The sequence below is a fragment of the Streptomyces sp. NPDC001709 genome (assembly GCF_053596375.1).
On record NZ_JBSFGB010000048.1, the window covers coordinates 1 to 19,054 of the forward strand.

At 72.0% G+C, this 19,054-nt stretch carries 17 protein-coding genes and 1 pseudogene; 4 read left to right on the plus strand and 14 right to left on the minus strand.

Annotation, left to right across the window (positions count from 1 at the left end):
- Positions 1–341, minus strand: a pseudogene (locus ACWC0C_RS41350) (nucleotide disphospho-sugar-binding domain-containing protein); the annotation flags it as partial.
- Positions 338–1,555 carry a nucleotide disphospho-sugar-binding domain-containing protein gene (locus ACWC0C_RS41355; RefSeq protein WP_450869779.1) on the minus strand — a complete coding sequence of 406 codons (1,218 nt, stop codon included), beginning with the start codon at positions 1,553–1,555 and terminating at the stop codon, positions 338–340. The gene ACWC0C_RS41355 and the pseudogene ACWC0C_RS41350, both read right to left, overlap by 4 nt.
- 211 nt (positions 1,556–1,766) lie before the next feature.
- On the opposite strand from ACWC0C_RS41355, the gene ACWC0C_RS41360 reads away from it, so the two are divergent.
- Together ACWC0C_RS41360 and ACWC0C_RS41365 are read left to right on the plus strand one after the other, a co-directional pair.
- Positions 1,767–1,976: a hypothetical protein gene (locus tag ACWC0C_RS41360; RefSeq protein ID WP_450869781.1), complete on the plus strand. Its 210-nt coding sequence runs from the start codon at positions 1,767–1,769 to the stop codon at positions 1,974–1,976.
- A 131-nt stretch (positions 1,977–2,107) separates the two neighbouring features.
- Positions 2,108–3,265 (plus strand): nucleotide disphospho-sugar-binding domain-containing protein, encoded by a 1,158-nt coding sequence (locus ACWC0C_RS41365; protein ID WP_450869783.1) that lies wholly within the window; start codon positions 2,108–2,110, stop codon positions 3,263–3,265.
- 65 nt (positions 3,266–3,330) lie between these two features.
- Here the strand turns inward: ACWC0C_RS41365 and ACWC0C_RS41370 are convergent, their stop codons facing one another.
- The 5 genes from ACWC0C_RS41370 to ACWC0C_RS41390 all read right to left on the minus strand — a co-directional run bounded on the left by ACWC0C_RS41370 (position 3,331) and on the right by ACWC0C_RS41390 (position 8,556).
- A complete protein-coding gene (locus tag ACWC0C_RS41370) occupies positions 3,331–4,173 on the minus strand; it encodes an ABC transporter permease (RefSeq protein ID WP_450869785.1) in 843 nt (280 codons plus the stop codon).
- On the minus strand, positions 4,170–5,111 hold the full coding sequence (locus ACWC0C_RS41375) for an ABC transporter ATP-binding protein (protein ID WP_450869787.1): 942 nt from the start codon (positions 5,109–5,111) through the stop codon (positions 4,170–4,172). Before ACWC0C_RS41375 ends, ACWC0C_RS41370 begins: the two co-directional genes overlap by 4 nt.
- Positions 5,112–5,125: 14 nt before the next feature.
- The gene (locus tag ACWC0C_RS41380) at positions 5,126–5,959 is read right to left on the minus strand and encodes a class I SAM-dependent methyltransferase (RefSeq protein WP_450869789.1); all 834 of its coding nucleotides are present in this window, start codon (positions 5,957–5,959) and stop codon (positions 5,126–5,128) included.
- 64 nt (positions 5,960–6,023) lie between these two features.
- Entirely contained in the window at positions 6,024–7,220 is a 1,197-nt protein-coding gene (locus tag ACWC0C_RS41385) for a nucleotide disphospho-sugar-binding domain-containing protein (protein ID WP_450869791.1), read from the minus strand.
- A gap of 160 nt (positions 7,221–7,380) precedes the next feature.
- Positions 7,381–8,556, minus strand: a complete 1,176-nt coding sequence (locus ACWC0C_RS41390) for a nucleotide disphospho-sugar-binding domain-containing protein (RefSeq protein ID WP_450869793.1) — start codon at positions 8,554–8,556, stop codon at positions 7,381–7,383.
- A 222-nt stretch (positions 8,557–8,778) separates the two neighbouring features.
- On the opposite strand from ACWC0C_RS41390, the gene ACWC0C_RS41395 reads away from it, so the two are divergent.
- Entirely contained in the window at positions 8,779–9,831 is a 1,053-nt protein-coding gene (locus tag ACWC0C_RS41395) for an NAD-dependent epimerase/dehydratase family protein (RefSeq protein WP_450869795.1), read from the plus strand.
- Positions 9,832–10,078: 247 nt separating this feature from the next.
- Positions 10,079–11,995 (plus strand): BTAD domain-containing putative transcriptional regulator, encoded by a 1,917-nt coding sequence (locus ACWC0C_RS41400; RefSeq protein WP_450869797.1) that lies wholly within the window; start codon positions 10,079–10,081, stop codon positions 11,993–11,995.
- A 31-nt stretch (positions 11,996–12,026) separates the two neighbouring features.
- Here ACWC0C_RS41400 and ACWC0C_RS41405 read toward each other — a convergent pair whose 3' ends face one another.
- The 7 genes from ACWC0C_RS41405 to ACWC0C_RS41435 form a co-directional block, all read right to left on the minus strand.
- The gene (locus tag ACWC0C_RS41405; protein WP_450869799.1) at positions 12,027–13,172 is read right to left on the minus strand and encodes a nucleotide disphospho-sugar-binding domain-containing protein; all 1,146 of its coding nucleotides are present in this window, start codon (positions 13,170–13,172) and stop codon (positions 12,027–12,029) included.
- Positions 13,169–15,667 carry a PEP/pyruvate-binding domain-containing protein gene (locus ACWC0C_RS41410; RefSeq protein WP_450869801.1) on the minus strand — a complete coding sequence of 833 codons (2,499 nt, stop codon included), beginning with the start codon at positions 15,665–15,667 and terminating at the stop codon, positions 13,169–13,171. Before ACWC0C_RS41410 ends, ACWC0C_RS41405 begins: the two co-directional genes overlap by 4 nt.
- A 101-nt stretch (positions 15,668–15,768) precedes the next feature.
- Positions 15,769–16,647 (minus strand): NAD(P)-dependent oxidoreductase, encoded by an 879-nt coding sequence (locus tag ACWC0C_RS41415; RefSeq protein WP_450869803.1) that lies wholly within the window; start codon positions 16,645–16,647, stop codon positions 15,769–15,771.
- A 41-nt stretch (positions 16,648–16,688) separates the two neighbouring features.
- Entirely contained in the window at positions 16,689–17,069 is a 381-nt protein-coding gene (locus tag ACWC0C_RS41420) for a SchA/CurD-like domain-containing protein (RefSeq protein WP_450869805.1), read from the minus strand.
- A 54-nt stretch (positions 17,070–17,123) separates the two neighbouring features.
- Positions 17,124–17,858 (minus strand): SDR family NAD(P)-dependent oxidoreductase, encoded by a 735-nt coding sequence (locus ACWC0C_RS41425; protein WP_450869807.1) that lies wholly within the window; start codon positions 17,856–17,858, stop codon positions 17,124–17,126.
- Positions 17,859–17,893: 35 nt separating this feature from the next.
- Complete coding sequence (locus ACWC0C_RS41430; RefSeq protein WP_450869809.1) at positions 17,894–18,373, minus strand: anthrone oxygenase family protein; 480 nt, start codon at positions 18,371–18,373, stop codon at positions 17,894–17,896.
- A gap of 12 nt (positions 18,374–18,385) precedes the next feature.
- Entirely contained in the window at positions 18,386–19,030 is a 645-nt protein-coding gene (locus tag ACWC0C_RS41435) for an antibiotic biosynthesis monooxygenase family protein (RefSeq protein WP_450869811.1), read from the minus strand.
- Positions 19,031–19,054: the final 24 nt, after the last annotated feature.

The window sequence follows — 19,054 nt, forward strand, 5'->3', positions numbered from 1 at the left end:
GACGCGAACTCCCACAAGCCCTGCGCCATCGCCTCGCACACCGCCACGTTCAACCAGCAGTTCCGCACCCCGAACCGCCGCATCTCCCCCCACTCGGAGGGGTTGAGGCCGTCGCGGTCGGTCAGGCGGCGCAGGAAGCCGCCCATCAGGGCGCCTGCGTCGGTGTCGTGGCCGACGGCCGCGGCGGGCAAGCCGGAGCGCAGCACAGTGGGCACCAGGCCCGGCTGGGTGGCCACCACCACCTCGTGACCCGCCGCACGCGCCGCCGACGCGAGCGGCACCAACGGGTAGTAGCACGTGTTCCAGCCCCACGCGGTGAAGAGGACCCGCACAGCGCTCACCCGGCCTCGGACAGTGCGGCCTCACGGGCCAAGGACTCCAGGCGGCGTACGACGGTCGCGGCCGGCGGCCGGCTCGCGGCCTCCTCCCGCAGGCGAACAGCAGCCGACCGGTACGACGGCGTGTGCACGATGTGCTGCGCCGCGTCGCGTACCGCGGCGGGGTCCAGGGGGCCGTCGGAGAGACACAGCCCGGCTCCCGTCCCGGCGAGACGCTCGGCCGGCGTCAGGTCGGAGATGTACTGCGGCAGGCAGAGCTGGGGGACGCCGGCGGTGACGCCCGCCATCATCGTGCCCGCGCCGCCGCGGGCGATCAGCACGTCGCAGGTGGGCAGCAGCAGGTGCAGGGGCAGTTGTTCCATGATCCGGACGCCGGGTGGCAGCCGTACCATGTCGAAGGGGGTCAGGTCGGCGACGGGGACGACGATCTCGGCGCCCGTCTCGGCCAGGGCTTCGATCAGCCGGTGCTGTGCCTCGACAGCGCGGTCGCCCTCGGTGGTGTTGGCCCACTGTGCGGACAGTCCCCAACTGAGGCATATCCGTGGGCGGTCGGGTTTGCCCAGCACCCAGCGGGGTGCAGCGCCGCTGCCGTTGTAGGGCACGTGTCGCAGGGCCAGGCGCGGGTGGGCCGAGGGCACTTGCAGCGATGCGGGGCACGGGTCGATCTGCACCACACCGCGGGAGTCGAAGCCGTCGATGCCGAGGCGGTGCGACAGTTCGGCGAATGCCTCGCGTTCGTGGTCGTGGGCCTGGGCGTGGAAGTCGACGCCCCAGAGCACGGAGGCATGGGGGATGCCGTGGGCCGCGGCGACCAACGGGGCCACGTAGGTGGTCGGTTCGGACACGATCAGGGAGGGTTTCCAGGAGGCGCACAGCGCGTCGAGGTCGTCAACCATGTCCTCGGCGATGCGGACCGAAAGGTCCAGGCGCCGCGGTGGCCGTGGCCCGTCCGGCGGTGCGGAGCCGGCCGCCGGCTGTGGGGCGGGGCTCCGGTCCGGCGCCTGGTGCACAGGACGCATGGCCCCGCCGAGTAGGTTGCCGTGGTCCACCGACGAGCCCACCGGCACGGTGGGCAGTCCGGTGCGTACGGCGGCGTCGATCAGCGCGGGCTGGGTCGCCACCAGGACCTCTTGCCCGGCGTTGCGGAACTCCCAGGCGAGCGGCACCAGCGGGTACAGATGCGAGGGCCAGGCCCAGGACACGAACAGGACGCGCACGGTTCCCTCCGCTGCTGCCGCTTCATGGTCGATTCCGTCCGAGCCAACATTCGGTCAACGGCATGGGAAACCCGTCCAGAAACGGTGAGGTCCGCGGTGTACGTGGTTGTCGTCGGTGGCCGGATCGGCGCAGGATGCAAGGTGCAACAGGCACCGCGTCGGCCTTGTGTACACGGGTGCTGGCCACCCTCCCACGTCGTAAGGAGAGAGCATGTCCGGGAACAAGTCCCACCCGACCGCCCCGAGGTTTCCGCTGTCGGCCTGGATCGGTTCCGCGCTGCCGCTGGCGATGGTGTGGGTCGTCCTCTACCTCACGGGCGCCGTGTCCACCGGTGTGCTGACGGCGATCGGGATCGCCATCGTCGTTCTCGTCCTGTGGGTGGGCACCGGGGCGAAGATGCGGATGCGGCGGGGCCGGTAGGCGCGGGCGGATGGGCGGCCGGTGCCCGGTGGTCGCCGTTGCCACAGCCGTCCACGCCGTCTCCTCGACCGCCGTCTGCCACGGTGTGGCCGACGCCCCCGGCCCCTGTGGGGCGGGGAGGCGAGGGGAGTATGCGCATACTGTTCACCACCTGGGCGTGGCCCACGCATTACCAGCCGATGGTGACTCTGGCTTGGGCGTTCCGGGCCGCCGGTCATGAGGTGCGGGTGGCGAGTCAGCCTTCGCTGATGCCCACGGTCCGGGCGTCCGGGCTCAGCGGTGTGGCGATCGGCAGCGACCGGGACTCCACTCCGGTGGTCAACCGGCTGCTCGCCGTGGATCCGGCCGTCGCGGGCGACGGGCGCCGTTCGCGGACGGTGTCCACGTATGCCGCGATCGCCGAGACGATGGCGGACCCCCTGCACGACCTCATGACGCGCTGGCGGCCGGACCTGGTCGTCTTCGAGGAGAGTACGTACGCGGCGCCGTTGGTCGCGCGCCGCCTGGGGGTGCCCGCGGTGCGCCATCTGTGGGGCGTGGACATCCTGACGTCGGTGCGCACCTTCGAACCGTCTGCGCTCGCCTCCCTGACCGGGCGGCTGGGGCTGGCGGCGGCGGACACCACGGGCCTGGCGACCGTCGACCACTGTCCGCCCAGTCTTCAGGTGCCCGGCGCGGGCTTCCGCCGTCTGCCGATGCGGTACGTCCCCTTCAACGGCGCCGGTGTGCTGCCGCACTGGGCCGCCCGCCGACCGCGCCGGCCGCGTGTGTGCGTCACCTACGGCACCACCAGTTCGCGCCTGGCGCACTATGCGTTCGTGCTGGACCGGGTCGTGGCAGCGGTCGCCGGTCTGCGCGTCGAGGTGGTCGCCACGGTGGCGGGCAGTGACCTGAACCGGCTCACCGCACGGCGGGACAACGTGCGCCTGGTGGAACGCATGCCGTTGCACACGCTGCTGCCCAGCTGCGATCTGCTGGTGTCCCAGGCGGGACCGAGCACCGCGCTGACGGCGGTGTCCTGCGGGACGCCGCAGCTGATGATCCCTCAGATGCCCGACCAGAAGCTGATCTCGGCCATGATTGCGGGCATGGGAGCCGGTGAGCGGCTCGAACTGGCTGATGCGAGCATCGAGGCGATCCGGGACGCGGCACAGCGCATCCTGTCCCGGCCGGAGTACGGCGAGGCGGCGGGCCGACTGCGGGAGGAGAGCCGTCGGCTGCCGTCGCCCGCCGACCTCGTGGAGACCCTCGTCGGTGCGGTCTCGGACGCGGTGACGGTGGGGGCGTAGCGCGGTCGGCGTCGCGTGACCGGCCGTCGGGCGGTGTTCGGCGCCCGACGGCCGGTGGCCCAGGGTCAGTCCAGTGCGGCGCGGCGGAACGCCCGCAGGCCGAGCAGGGTCATGACGGCGCCGCCGCCGATGACGACGGGCAGCAGGGCCCACAGGGACAGGTGCGGCATCGCGGGGGTGAGGGCCGCCCGCATGCCCTCGCTGAGGTACACCACCGGGTTGGCCAGCACCGCCGCCCGCAGCCAGGGGATCGCCTCCAGCGACGTCCACGGGTAGTACACGCAGCCGAGCATCATGGCGGGCATCATCACCAGGCTGAACATCAGGTTCACCTGGGCGGGCGGGATCACGGAACCCAGCCACAGCCCGAGCGCGGCGGCCAGCAGTGACCCGGTGAGCACGACGACCACGAGCAGCGGCCAGTGGTGCAGGGTGACGCCCGGGGAGTGCCCCGGCGCGTGCAGGAAGAAGGCGATCGGCAGCACCAGGAGGACCGCCACGACCGACTGTACCGTGCCGCTGGCGATCCGGGCGGCCCCGACGGCCCAGGGCGGTGCCGGGGTCAGCAGCCGGTCCTGCACCGTCTTGGGGTACGACAGCTCGCTGATGAGCGGCATGGTGACGCCCATGACGCCGCTGAAGAGCATCGTGGTGGCCAGCACTCCAGGCATGAGCACCTGGGTGAGCGGGGCTCCCGCCGTGCGCGGCGCGCCGGAGACCGTGGGCAGTACGTAGGAGAAGACGAACACCATGAGCAGCGGTTCCACGATCACCCGCGCGAGGAAGCCGACCAGCTGCCGGCGGAAGACCACGTGCAGGTCACGGGCAAGGAAGGCGAGGAGGACCCGGCCGAGGCGCACGGGCGGAGCGGGCTCCGGCTCCGTACGGATCACCACTGCGGCGGTCATACGCGGTACGTCCTTCCGGTCAGGGTGAGGAACGCGCTCTCCAGGCTGGGCCGCGAGGTGGTCAGGTTCATCAGCCGCCGGCCCGTGGAGGAGCCGAGTTCGGCGAGTTCGGGGAGCAGCCCCTCCGGTCGCTCGGTGACGGCGTGCAGCACCGCCCCGTCGACCCGGGCCCGGTCCAGGACGCTCTCGCCTCCCGCCGGCACGGCCTCCAGAGTGACGGGTCCGTCGAACGTCGCGGTCACCGAGACCTCGCTGCCCGCACGGGCCACCAGCGCGTCCACGTGGTCGCAGGCGAGGATCCGGCCGCCGTCGATGATGGCGGCGCGTGAGCAGAAACGCTCGGCTTCGTCGAGGTTGTGCGTGGTCATCAAAATGGTCTGGCCCTGTTCGTGCAGTTCGGTCAGCACGTCCCACAGCTGGATCCGGCTGTGGGCGTCGATGCCGGAGGTGGGCTCGTCCAGGAATAGGACCCCGGGCCGGTGCACCAGCGCGCGGGCGATGAGCAGGCGGCGCAGCTGGCCGCCGGAGAGCTGGTAGAAGACCGCGTCACGGCGGTCGCCGAGACCGAACCACTCCAGCAGCTCGTCCGCCCGCCGCCGCGCGGTCCGGGCCCGAAGTCCCCAGTAACGGCCCCGGAACTCCAGGTTCTCCCGCACGGTCAGCTCCCGGTCGACGGCGTTCGTCTGGTGGACCAGACTGATGCGCCGTCGTACGTCCCGGGTCTGTTTCACGACATCGAAGCCCGCGATGCGGGCGCTGCCCGCGGTCGGCGCCACGAGGGTGGTGAGCATGCCGATCGTCGTGGACTTGCCGGCCCCGTTCGGTCCGAGCAGGCCGAAGAACTCCCCGGCCCCGACCGTGAAGGTGACCGATGAGACCGCCTCGCGTTCCCGGCCGCGGACCCGGTAGGTCTTGCTCAGCCCTGAGACGTCGATCACTGGGCCCGCTCCTCTCAGGCCTGCGGCTTACGCAGCGACAGGGACTGGGTCATGACGGGGTAGAGGGGGGCGATGAGCAGGTCGGGCAGGGTGGCGACCACGTGGTCGAGGTCGAACTCGGGGAAGCCGAGCAACTCGCGCGGGTCGCCGCTGTCCAGGGTCAGTCCGCTGTCGGCCACCAGGCCGCCGACGTCCTGGTTGATGCCCCACACGTTGCGTTCCATGATGCCGAACGGCTGCAGGTCCAAGAACAGGTCGACGGTCAGGAGCATGAGCCCGCCGGGCCGCAGCAGGCGCGCCGCCGCGGTGATCACCTGCTGGGCCTCGGCCCGGTCGAGGTGCTCCAGGACGGACAGGCACATGACGCGATCGAAGCTCTCCGGTTCGAGGTCGGCGTCCTGCAACCGCTCGGCGACCAGGCGGACGTCCGTGCCGAAAGCGGTGTTGAGCATCTGGTGCAGTTCGGGGTTGAGCGGCAGGTATCCCGGGTCGGTCCACTCGTTGTAGTCGTCCCGGGCGGAGGGGTCGACGTTGACGACCTCGCAGCCGTTCAGGGCGGCGACGAACTGCAGGCCGCTCAGCCCGCTGCCCACGTCGAGCACGCGCATACCCGGTTCCAGGCGTGCGTTGAGGAACATCCACGGGTACTCGTGGTCCCGGGTGCCGCTCGCGTACTGGAACGCGAACGGGCCGTAGTCGGGGTTCGTCGGGTCCGCCAGCGCCTGGTTGGGACGCTGTTCGGGCCGCTTGCCCTCCTCGACCAGGCGCACCGACCGGTGCCCGTAGGGGGCACCCCACTTTTTGTTCCAGGCGGTGAACTCCGGCGGAAGGTTCTTGCGCGCGAGCATGCTGGTGCCTTTCGCTGTGTCGTCTGGCCGGGGCGTGCGGGGCGGGCCCGCACGCCCCGGTCGGTCATCCGGTCAGGGCTGCGCTTCGCGCGCGGCGGCCGCCGTGGGCGAGTTCCTCAAGGGCCGGGACGAGGTCCGTGGGCGCGGGCTGGGCGGCGGCTTCGTCCCGCAGCCGGGCGGCGTCGCGGGCCCACCGCGGGTTCTGCAGCAGGTCGCCGACGCGGGCGCGCACCTCGGAGGCGGTGGCGTCCTCCGGCAGCAGCACGTTCGCCGCGCCTGCCGAGGACATGCGCTCGGCGACGAAGGCCTGGTCGGGGAACTGGGGGACGATCAGCTGCGGCACGCCGCTGACCATGCCCGTCATGGTGGTGCCGTTGCCGCCCTGATGGACCATCAGGGAGCAGCTGGGGAGCAACAGGTGCAGCGGCAGCCCCTCGACGACGCGCACGTTGTCCGGCAGGGTGCCGAGCAGTTCGCGGTGGCTGGGCGCCACGGTGACGACGACCTCGACGTCCAGGTCGGCGACCGCTTCGATCATGCGTCCGGCCAGCACCAGGTTGGTGTTGACGGCGGCCAGCGTGGTGCCCCAGGTGATGCACACCCGGGGGCGGGCCGACGGGTCCAGCAGCCAGTGCGGCATCTCGGCGGGGCCGTTGTACGGGATGTAGCGCATCAGCCGGCGGGGGTAGTCCACGGGGATCTGGATGCGCGGGGGGCACGGGTCGAGGGTGAGTGTGCCCAGCGGGGCCATGTCCGTCACGCTGTGGCGTGCGCACATGTCGGCGAGCAGGGCGGGTTCGGCGTGCCGACCGCGGTAGGCGATGTCCGGGGCCATCAGGACCCGGACGTTGGGCACGCCGACGGCGGACGCGGCGATGGCTCCCGCATAGCTGGTGGGACTGTGCACGACGAGGTCCGGCTGCCAGGCGCGGGCGAAGTCCACGAGGTCGTCGACCATCGTCTCGGCGATGGTCGCGAACATGTGCAGTGCCTTCTCGCCCTTGGGCTTGCGTAGCTCGCGCCAGAGTTCCGGGGTGGCCTCGGCCTCGCGGCCGATGTCCATCGTGCTGCGGGTCAGCTCGGTGAAGTCGACGTCCGCGCCCACTTCGACGGCCGGCTGTCCGGAATGGGTGATGGCGTCGGCGAGGGCAGGCGGCCCGGCCACCCGGATCTCGTGGCCCGCGTTGCGTGTCGCCCACGCCAGCGGCACCAAGGGGAAGTAGTGCGGGGGCCAGGCCCACGCGGTGAACAGCACACGCATGTGTTCTCCGTCCTGTTCGCCCGCCTGGCGCGGGCGCGGTGGGATGGGGGCGTTCGTCCGGCGGAAAACGGCCCTGCCGTGGGCGCCGTCCGGGCGGTGCCACCGTCGCACCGTGTTTTGGGGAGCCGTTGGAGTATCGATCGGCCGGGCGGCGGTGCTGTCAGGCGGAGCGGACGATCTCCAGCAGATCCCCGATGAGGGCGGTCGGCGCGGACCGGTCGGCGTTCTCCTGCCGCGCCTTGCGGGCCTGGGTCGTGAACGACGGCCGCTCCAGCACATCGAAGACCGCGGACAGCACCGCGTCCGGCGTGGCGTCGGGGCCCGACAGTGCCCGGCCCGCCCCGCCGGCCTCCATCTGGCGGGCGATCGCCAAGTGGTCGGGCAGCTGGCCGACGGCCACCTGGGGCAGCCCCGCCGCGAGCCCGGTCAGCACCGAGCCGGCGCCGCCCTGGGAGACCAGCGCATCGCAGTGTGGCAGGACGGAGTGCAGGGGGACGTCGACGAGGACCTGGACGCTCGGCGGGGTCCGGCGCAGCAGGGCGAACTGCTGCCTGGAGACCAGGGCCACGACCTCCACGTCCAGTTCCGCGACCGTGCGTGCCACGTCACCGGCGAGGAAGTGCCGCTCGTCGAGCGCTGCCATGGTGTGCCCCCAGGTCACGCACACGCGGCGCCGGGGCGTCGGGCCGAGCGTGGCCCGTGCCGCCTCGGGACCGTTGCAGGGGACGTACCGGGTCACGAGCCGCCTTTGGTCCGAAGGCAGCGCCAGGCAGGCGGGGTTGGGGTCCAGGGTCAGGTCGCCCGTCCCCGGCACCTCCGGCAGGCCGAGCCGCTGGCAGGTGAGCTGCAGCAGTTCCGGCAGCAGACGGTGGAACGGCCTGAGCAGGTCCGGGCCGTAGAGGCAGCGCACGGCGGGGGCGCCGACGGCCGCCGCAGCCAGCGGGCCCGCGAACGCCGTCGGGTCGAAGACCACCAGGTCCGGTCGTGCGCTCCTGGCGAGCTGGACGAGGTCGTCGGCCATCACATCGGCGAGCCGGGTGAACAGCGCGAGGGCGCGGGGCACTTTGTTGTGCCTGGCGGCGGAGGACGATTCCCCTATGACGAGCCGACGAAAGTCGGGCCGGACGTCGACGTCCGGCCCCACGGGGACGGCGGGCAGGCCCAGTTCCGCCGCCGTGGGCACGAGGGACGGCTGGCAGGCCACGCGCACCTCGTGCCCCGCAGCGCGCAGCGCCCAGGCCCACGGCGCCATGGCGTACAGGTGGGTGCGCCAGCTCCAGGTGACGAACAGGATGCGGTGCGGCTCGTAGGCGCCGACGCGCGGCGAGCGGGGCATGGTTCTCCTCGTGACGTTGTCGGGCCGTACGGACGACCGGAATACGGATCTCAATGTGTCGGTTCCGGCTCTATTCGGGTTCGAGCCCTGAACGGCCGAAGGAGCAGGTCACGACCGCGCAGCACAGATCGCTCGACAGCCTGTCGAAGCATGTTCGAAGAAGGCTTGAACCAGGAACCGGAGACTGTGACCAGGTGGAAGCAGAGGTTACGGAGGTCCGTTGTGCACGTGCTCGTCACCGGAGGAGCCGGCTTCATCGGCCGCCACGTGGTCTCCGCGCTGCTCGCACAGGGGCACCGCGTGCGGGTGCTGGACGCCGCACTGCCTCATGTGTACGCGGGTCGGCCGGTGCCCTGGCCCGACGGCGCCGAGAACGTGCAGGGCGACGTGCGCGAACCCGCCGATGTGGCGGCGGCGCTCAGCGGTGTGGACGCGGTGTGCCACCAGGCGGCCGCGGTGGGGCGGGGTGACAATTTCGCGGACGCCCCACTGTACGCGGCCTGCAACGACCTCGGCACGGCCGTGCTGTTGCGTCAGATGCAGGTCCTTGGTGTCAGGTGGCTGACCCTGGCGAGTTCCGTGATCGTCTATGGCGAGGGGCAGTGGCGCTGTGCCGAGCACGGCGCGGTGACGCCGGGCCCTCGGGCCCGCGCGGATCTCGACGCCGGCTCCTACGAACCGCGTTGCCCACGGTGCGCGGCCCGGCTTGTTCCGGAAACGGTCGACGAGGACGGGCGCCTCGACCCGCGCAACGTGTACGGCGCGACCAAGCTGGCCCAGGAGCACCTCGCCGCGGCCTGGGCCGCCGAGACCGGCGCCACGGCCACCGCGTTGCGCTACCACCACGTGTACGGGCCAGGGATGCGTCAGGACTCCGGCTACTCGGGAGTGACCTGCACCTTCCAGTCGCACGTGCGCAGCCACACACGGATCGACCTGTACGAGGACGGGGAGATGATGCGCGATTTCGTCCACGTACGCGATGTGGCTGCCGCCAACGTAGTGGCGCTGGACCGCGCCGAGCCCGGGTTCCGGGCCTACAACGTGGCGAGCGGCACTCCGCGCAGCGTGGGCGAGCTGGCGCGTGTGATGTCGCGCGTGGGCGGGCTGCCCGAGCCGCGGGTGAGCGGGCGGTACCGTTTCGACGACGTGCGGCACATCGTGGCCTCCCCTGCCCGGCTGCGCGACGATCTGGGCTGGCGGCCCGAGGTACCCTTCGAGGAAGGGGTCCGTGCCTTTGTCGGCGAGGCGCTGTCACCCATTCGGCAACAGTAAACAAAGTGCAATGCACGTCATCGTTCGGTCAAATGTACGCTCCCGCTGTGCGGCGGTATTCGGGCTTGATCGGTTTTGAGCCTTTTCTGAGCATTTATTGTTGACTTGGTCGAGGCGCTGCCCCTAAAGTTCCCGACATTGATGGGCGCCGCGTGGACACAGATGACCAGCAGTCCGCGGAGGGCCAACGTACTGGGGGAACGCGTGAACAAGTGTGGCATGCATCGTCGGTAGGTGTTTGACACCCTTGCGCGCGACTAACACGGGGTATCAAATGTACTTTCGCGCATTGGGAACTTTTGAGGTTTCTCATGAAGGACGCATTCTTACGCCCACAGCGCCAAAACAGCGGAGCGTGCTCGCCCTCCTGGCGATGCATCGCGGTGGACTGGTGCCGATCAGCACCCTGATCGAGGAGATCTGGCCGACCGACCCGCCGGCTACCGCGGTCACCACACTGCAGACGTACGTCTACCAGCTGCGCAGGACTTTCTCCGAGGCAACGGGCAACCGCAAGGACATCCTGCTCACCAAACCGCTGGGATATGTCGCGAACATCCCGGCGGAGGACATTGACGTCCACCGATTCGACCAGCTCGTCGAGTCCGGAAGAAGAGAGCTGGAACAACAAAATCCGCACAAAGCATCGGAGCTGCTGCACGCGGCGACGAATCTGTGGAGCGGGAAAGTCCTCTGGGACGTCCACCGCGGCCCGCTGCTCGAAGCGCACGCGACACGTTTAGAGGAAGCGGGGCTCCAGGCGCTCCTCATTCAAGCCGAGGCGGATCTTCGTATCGGCCGCCACGAGGAACTCGTCGGCGAATTACGCGGTTTGCTCACCAGTTATCCCTGGCATGAGGGACTTTGCGCGAAACTCATGGTCGCTCTGTATCGGTGTGAGCGGCGGTCCCATGCCCTGGAAATTTATAACGAAGTCAGCCGCAGCCTAGCGGAAGAACTCGGTATCGACCCCTCACCCAATCTGCAGAAGCTTTATCAGGCCGTCCTCACCGACGCCCCGTGGCTGCGCTACGAGCCCGAGTCCCCCCAGGCGGTCGTCACCGGAGCCGCCGCCCCGGCGCTGCGTCCCGCCCAACTGCCCGGTGACCTTCCGGACTTCCACGCGAGGGAAGACCAACTGGCCGAGCTCGACCGGCTGCTCACCCCGGAGCGCAACGCCCCTCAGGTCGTCACCATCACCGGCATGCCAGGAGTGGGCAAGACCGCCCTGGCCTTGCACGCGGCCCACGCGGCGTGCGGCCGCTTTCCCGACGCCCAGCTGTACACGTGTCTGGCCAGCAGCACGGACCAGCCGGTCTCGACGGCCGAGGCGCTGCGGGGCTTCCTGCGTGACCTGGGTGAGGGGCTGGGCCGGCTGCCCGCCGACGAGGCATCACTTGCCTGTACCTTCCGCTCGCGCGTGGCCCACCTGAAGGGGCTGCTCGTCATCGACGACGCCCGGTCCGCCGAGCAAATCCGTCCGCTGCTGCCCGGTGGCCCCCATTGGTCGGTCATCGTGACCGCCCGGCATCTGACGGGGCTGCTGCCCGGCTCGCACGACGTCGTCGTCGGACCGCTGTCCACGGCCGAGAGCATCGACCTGCTGGACGATATGCTCGGCGACCGCGATGTGCGCGGCGAGCTGGCCGACGCCACCAGGCTGACCCGTCGCTGCGGTGGACTGCCGCTGGCGCTGTGGGCTCTGGGCCGGCGCCTGAGCGTCAACCGGCACTGGAGCGTCGGCAAGCTCGCACAACGGGTGACCGATACTGCCGGCCTGCTCACCGAGCTGCGCGAGGCGGGCCTCGACCTGCGCGGTTACCTGCACCGCGCCTTCCGCGACCTGGCAGACCCCGACCGCGAAGCGCTGTACGCGCTCGGGCGCGCCAGTGAGGCGGGCGGGTTCGACATCGACACCGCGGCGGCCCTGACCGGCACCGATACGCGCACAGCCGAGGACACCCTGGACAGGCTGTCCGCCGCCCATCTAATGCACCCGGTGCCGGGCGCCTCGGGGAAGGAGCTGCGCTACGTCCTGCACCCGCTGCTGCGGGCCGTGCTCACCCCCGCCCGCCGCAGTCCCATGCTGCGCCCGCCGCACATCCTTCCGGTGCACCGCCCGGTTCCCGCCGCGGTCGTGCCCCGGACGGTGCACGTCGCCTGAAAGAGACGCCCGGCGGCGGCCTTGCGTGCGCCTACGGCCCCACACGGGACGCGAGGCCGGCCACCGCACGCATCGCGGTGCCCGGAGCCGGCCGGAGCCTGTTCTCCCGGGCCACCTCGGCCGCGGCCGCCGTCGGCCGGTCGTCCCACAGCATCTCTGCGACCACGGCACCGGCCTCGGACAGCGCGTCAGGGGCGAGCAGACGGCCCACGCCGGCCGCGACCACGCGTTCGGCATGGACCTTCTGATCGCCCTGGCCGGCCACGACCAGCTGGGGGACGGCGCAGGCGGCCGCGGTCAGCGTGGTGCCCGCCCCGCCCTGATGCACCAGCAGCGCGCTGCCGGGCAGCACCGTGTGCAGCGGGACGGAATCCAGCACCCGCACGCCTGCGGGAATCTCACCGAGCAGGCCGCGCTGGTCACCCGCGACCAGCGCGACCGTCTCGCAGTCCAGCGCGGCCAGTTGGACGAGGATCCGGCGCAGCGGCTCGAGATTCCCGTGCACCGCACCGAACGTGGTGCCCCAGGTGACACACACCCGGGGCCGGCCGCCGCGCGCCGGCGGCCCGACTACCGACGTGCCGTTGAATGGGACGTAGCGCATCGGCCGACTGCCCGCCGGAGTTGGAGTCTGCAGCGCGGCCGGGCAGGGGTCCAGGGTGAAGGAGCCGAGGGGAGCCGGCGTGCCCAGCCCCCACCGGCGCCACAGCGGCTCCAGCAAGGGCCACTCCCGGTCACGCTGTGCGTAGGTGTGGTCGACGCCGTAGAGCAGGCGGACCGCCGGCCGGCCGGCCAGCGCCGCGGCCAGCGGACCGGCGTAGGCCCGCGGCTCGAAAAGCACGACGTCCGCCCACCGCTCGGCCAGTTTGGTCAGGTCCTCCAGCACAGCCTCGGCCGTCAGGGTGAACATGGCCATCGTGCGGGCCGCGCGCTGCTCGGTGGCCGTGCGGGGATCGGCGGCCAGGGAAAACCCCTCCCAGGCGGCGCCCGGATCGACGTCCCGGCCCACCCGCAGCACGGGCAGCCCGGTACGGGCGGCCACGGGCGCGAACGCTGGGGGCAGCGCCAGCCGGACCTCGTGCCCGGCGGCCCGCAGCGCCCACGCCGCGGGCACCAGCGGATACAGGTGGGACACGATCGGGAACGCGGTCACCACGACGCGTGCGGGGCCATTCACGAGCCCGCCGCCACATCCACCAGCCGGACCGTGCCGGCCTGGCCGTCGACCTCCACGACCTGCCCGTCGCGTAGCACCTCGGTCGCGTTGCCAGTGGCGACGACCGCGGGGATCCCGTGTTCGCGCGCCAGGATCGATGGGTGGGACAGCAGGCCCCCGGTGTCGGTGACCAGCGCGCCGATCGACCCGAACAGCACCGACCACTGGGGTGTGGTCTCGGGGCACACCAGCACGTCGCCCGACCGCAGCCGGCCGAACTCGCTCTCGCTGACGATCACCCGGACCGTGCCGGTGCAGCGCCCGGCCGAGGCCGCCGTACCGCGCAGCAGCCGGTCGCCCTTCGCCGCCGACTCGCGCGCGCCCAGGTGGGAGACGGAGTCGGTCCAGCGCACCGGTTCCAGCAGCGCCCGGTCCGCGTCGGCGAGCGCGGGCAGCACGTCGTCCAGCGAGGCGGCCGTCTCCGGCTCCCCGTAGGCCGGCGGGCCGAGGTGCGCGGCCGACCAGTTCCGCTCGCCGCGCCGCCGGTCCGCCAGCGGGCGCATGTCGTCGTCCGAACGGAGCGCTTCGCACGCTTCCTCGGCCGACAGCAGAAACACGTCGTCCGCCTCGGCCAGGCGACCGCGCCGGACCAGCCGGGCGGCCAGTTCCAGCAGGGCGTAGCGCACCTGCCCCCAGCAGGTGTGTGCGTAGAAGCCGGTGTCGTCGCGCAGCGGGAAGGAGCGCTCGGCGCGCTCCAGGGCACGGTCGAAGCGGGTCCGGTCGCCGGGGCTCAGGGCCGCCCGCGCGGCCGCCGCCGCGGATCGCCGACCCCGCCGCGCGCGTGCCATGGCCTGCTGCGGGTCGCTGCCGACGGCCAGCTGACCGGCTATCAGCCGCAGGACGGTTGCGGGCTGTTCGGACAGCGAGGGCTCGGCCAGGTCCGCGCCCATGCAGCGTTGGCCGTAGTCCCGCAGATAGTGGTCGAACGCGGCGGCGAACTCGGGGTCCGCGCCGGGTAGCCGCCCTACCGTGTCGTCGTCCGGTGCCTGAAGCAGCGCGCGGAGCGCGGGGCGTGCGCAGGCCAGCTGGGCCAGGCGGGCCAGCGCCAGCGCCGGCTCGGAGGACTTGCCGGGGAGCCCGGTCAGCAGCGGCAGCACCTCGGCGACGCCCCAGCCGAGCAGGTCCCGGCACAGCACGCCGAACTGCGCCCAGACCAAGCCCGCGGCGCCGCCGATCACGAAGTGCACGGCCTGGGCGCGGTGGGCGAGCCGCAACCGGGAGTCCAGCTCGTCCAGCAGTTGACGGTCCGTCAGTCCGGGCAGCGTGCCGGGCAGGGCGGACGCGGTGCGCCGGGCCAGCCACGGCTGCCATCGGGTGTGCCACCGCTCGACCAGCACGTACGGCTCGTCGGCGCGCACCGCGGCCGTCACACGTTCGGCCCGGCGCAGCACGGCCGCGGCGTCCGGCAGGGGCATGATGCGCAGGTACGACCAGCCGCCCAGGCTCCGTACGTCGATGCGCTCGCCGAAGGCATACCGGAAGAGGCCCTCGCTGCCCGCGTTCACGGCCGCGATGAGCGTGCTGACGTTCATGGGCGTGAGCGGCTTGAGGGTGTAGCCGCCGCGCAGCCAGCGGCCGGGCGGCACCTCGACGGCGACCGGTGTGCGCTCGGCGGGCTGTGGCAACGCGGTGACGGGCCGGGCCTGGAGCAGGACGGGCGCATCGTCGGCCCAGGCCCACTCGATGTCCTGCGGGCAGCCGGCCCAGTCGGCCACTCGGCGGGTGAGCCGGGCGACATGGGAGATGCCGTCCGCGGGCAGGGCGTCCTGGGTGCCGGCGACCCGCCGGGGCTCCGCGTCCCCGCGCAGCACCCATTCGTCGGGGTCGGCCTGGCCGGAGACCAGCCGGTCGCCGAGGCCGCGTACGGCGTTGACGACCGTGTCGTCCGGGGAGCCGTCGACGGGGTTCACGCTGAAGGCGACACCGGCCGCTTCGGCGTCCACCATGGGCTGCACCAGTACGGCCATACCGGGCACCGGTGTGCCGGGCCGGGCCGCGCCGTGCGGCGCGAGCGCCGAGGCGTAGCACGCGCGTAGGGCCTCGGTGAGCGCGGCCGGGCCGCGGACGCCGAGCGTCGTCACATACTGCCCGGCGTACGAGCGTTCCGGGGTGTCCTCGGCGATCCCGGACGAGCGCACCGCCACGTCCGTGCCGTCGAACGCCTCGGCGATCTGCCGCACGGCGTCCAGGACGTCCGCCGGCAGCGGCCGTTCGGCAGGCCGGGAGCCGGCCGCGGCGCCGCTCGGTTCGCTCAGTACTGCCTCGAAGGCACGCACGGTGAGCACCAGGCCGCGGGGCACCGGAAAGCCGTCCTGGCGCAGGGCCCCCAGCTGGGCAGCCTTGCGCCCGACGAGCGGTGCATCGCCGGGCCCGACGTCGTCCAGCGAGCGCAGCAGCTGTGTCCGCTCTGGTACCGGGGGCGCCGTCCCGGGCGAATCGGGGATTCCCACGGTCATGCTGTCCCTTCTGTCGTTCCTGTCGGGTCATGCCGGGCACGAGGGGAGAGGGAGACCGGCCAGCCGGGGCGGTGCCCGGGACCGGCCGGTCCGGGAAGCGGTCAGGTACGCCGGGTGCCGGGGCGGTCGGCGGCCAGGACGACCGCCGCGTCGGCGTCACCGGCTCCGGAGCCGGTGACGGCGTCGAAGGCGTCCGCCGCGGCGGACAGCACGGGCACGGACACGCCCGCGGCGCGTGCCGCGCGGGTGCCCAGGGTCAGATCCTTCGCCATTAGAGCCGCCTTGAAGGCCGCCGGCTCGTACTCGCCCTTGCGGCTGCGGTCGATACGGAAGGAGAGCACCTTTGAGCTGAATCCGCTGGCCCCGATGGCGGCCAGCAGCCGGTCGCGATCCAGCCCGGCGGCCACCCCGTAGTCCACGGCTTCGGCCAGCGCGGCCAGCTGGCCGCCAAGCAGCAGGTTAAAGACCAGCTTCGCGGTCGCTGCGTTGCCCGTCGGGCCGAGGTACGACACCTCCCGGCCCAGCGTGTCGAGGACCTCTTGGGCCTCGCCGACAGCGTCCCGGGCACCGGCCGCGAGGACCCGCAGCTCCCCGGCCGCCGCCTGCGGCGGATTGCCCAGCAGACAGGCCTCCACACGGCGCACACCGCGGGCGTCCAGCTCCTGGGTGACGCGGCGGGAGCAGTCGGGGGAGACCGTGGAGGCGTCCAGCAGGCAGACGCCTGGCCGCCAGGCGTCCCCCGCGGCGTCGAGGACGGCGTCGACCGCCCGCTCGTCGCTCAGGCTGAGCAGCACCAGGCCGGCACCGCGCACCGCCTCGGCGACGGAACCGGCGGCCACGGCACCGGCCCGCACCAGCGGCTCGGTACGGTCGGCGGTGCGGTTGTGGACGGTGACCCGGAAGCCGGCCGCGAGCAGGCGAGCGGCCATGCCCGCGCCCATCGCGCCGAGTCCGATGACGCTGATCGCCTTGGTGGTCATGCCGTTCTCCTCAGCTTCTCTCCTCGTCTTCGCCGGGCCGGTCAGCGCTCGGCCGCCGGAGCCGGCACGGACAACTGGCTGATGCAGCGCATCAGGCTGCCTGCGAAGTGCCGCTGGAACCCTTCGGCGGTCGCGGTGTCGCGGGGCGCGGCCAGATACGGCTTCAGCCGCTCCTCGACGATGTGCACGCCGCGCTGGCGGGCCATGTGCCGGCCCACGTCCTTGATGTCGCCCTCGTAGTGGATGACCCGCACGAGCAGTCCGTCTTTCATGAAGACGGCGGTGCCGAGCAGCCGGCCGACCTCCGCGCCGGAGTCGTCGCGCAGCACGGTGGAGTCGGCACGCTGGAAGCCGGCGAAGATCTCCGCGATCTCCTCGTCGTGGCCGGGCTTGATGTCATAGGTGATGGCCGCGTACGGCATGGCGTGCTGTTCCCTTCGGTTCGGGTGGGGTGGGCGGGGCCGGGCACGCGGCGGTCACATGCCGCCGTCGACGTTGAGCGTGGCGCCGGTGACGTAACGGGAGGCGTCGCCGACCAAGTACAGGACCGCGCCGGCGACTTCCTCGGGGGTGCCGAGCCGGCCGAGCGCGGTCATCGCGTTGATCTGCCGTGCCACGTGCGGGGGCACGTCGTCCAGGCCCGTGCCGATCACGCCGGGGGCGACGGTGTTGACGCGTATGCCCTGCGGGCCGAGTTCCTTGCACAGGGACCGGGTCAGCCCGACGACCGCGGCCTTCGCCGCCGTGTAGTGCGCCGCCCCGGCGCGGCCGCGTAGCGCGACGGATGCGCCGATGTTCACGACGGACGCCTGCTCGCCGAGGAGCGGCAGACAGGCCTGGGTGACCAGGAACATCGAGGTCAGGTCGGTGTCCAGGAGGTGTGCCCAGCGCGTGGGTTCTAGGGTGTCGAACGGTGTGTGGTCGTGGATGCCCGCGTTGTTGATGACGGCGTCCAGCCCGCCGAACGCCTCCCGGCAGGTGGTGGCGAGGGCCCCGACCGCCTGTGGATCCGTCACGTCCGCACGCACCACATGGTGTTCCCCGCTGGCCCGGCGCAGGTCGGCCTCCAGCGTGGCGGCTGCGGCGCTGTCGTCGCGGTAGGCGGCGACGACCCGAGCGTCGGCCGCTGCGAGTGCGACGGCGATCGCCCGGCCGATACCGCGACTGCCCCCGGTCACCAGGACGCGTTTGCCCGTCAGACCGAATGTCATCTCGTTCCTCTTCCTCTTCGTGTGTCAGCGGCCGATCAGCGGGAGATGACCGCGGCTGTGGCGTTCGCGGCGAGCGCGCCCACGGCGCAGCAGGTGCGCAGCAGATTCCAGGCGCGCCAGCGGGGCCGCGGGTCGGAGCGGCCGGGCAGCCGCTCGTCGGACCCAGGCGCCTTGACCGCCCGGTTGATGGGCACGTTCGCCAGGTGCGATACCGCCGAGACGCCGATCAGCAGCGCCCCGGCGGCGCCGAACAGTGCACGCTGCACGCCCTGCGGACCAACGGCGGCCAAGGCTGCGTCCAGCACCGCGCTGGAGAGCACAGTGAGGGGCATCGCGGGGTCGAAGTTGCGGCCGAGGAGCCGGTGGACCTCCACGTAACGGGGCCACGACAGGCGCAGGAACATGGGTACGACGCTGAGGGCGACGCAGAACAGCACACCGGCGGTGATGCCACTGCCCAGAAGTGCGAGGACCTTCAGCACGGCGGTGATGGCGTGCTCTTCGTCGGAGTTCAATGGCGCCGCCGGTCAGTACCGTTCGCTGACGGTCAGGACGTCGAAGGGACGGCCGCGGGAGGCGTCCTGGTAGGGACGCAGCGGAGCCGTCGTCTCCCGGTGTCCCGGCCCCTGCTCCCAGCGCTGGAAGGCCTCCAGGGACTCCCATTCGCTCATCACCACGAAGCAGCGCGGGTCCAGGCGCGAGCGCAGCAGTTCGTTGCCGAGCAGTCCGGGCGTACCGCGCAGGGCCTTACTGATGTGGTGGTAGGCCGTGGTCACGGCGTCGGCGCCGGTGGCGTCCTCGGGCACCCGGGCGTGGACGAGGACGCGTGTCCGTGCCGTCACCGCCTGGCCGGTGAGGTGGCCCACCACGCGCATGGTGGTCATGCTGCCCGCGCGGCGGTACGGGTGCAGCCGGCTGCGGTGCTCCAGGTGCTCGGCGCTGCGCTCGTACTCCCGGAAGCGCTGCTCGTCGGTCCAGTCGCTGACGATGTAGTAGACGTCCTTCTCCTCCAGGCTCGCGGAGAGCCACTGGCCCAGGTTCGCTGCCTGGCCGGTTATGGTGCCGGCGCTTTCCCGCCAGACGCGCTCGAAGTCCGGGCCCCGGCCGGGGTGGACCTCCATGCGCAGCGTCACGCGGAAGAAGTGCTCGGGGGACGTGTTCTGCTCGGACATGGTCGTCGTCTCTCCCTGTACGGC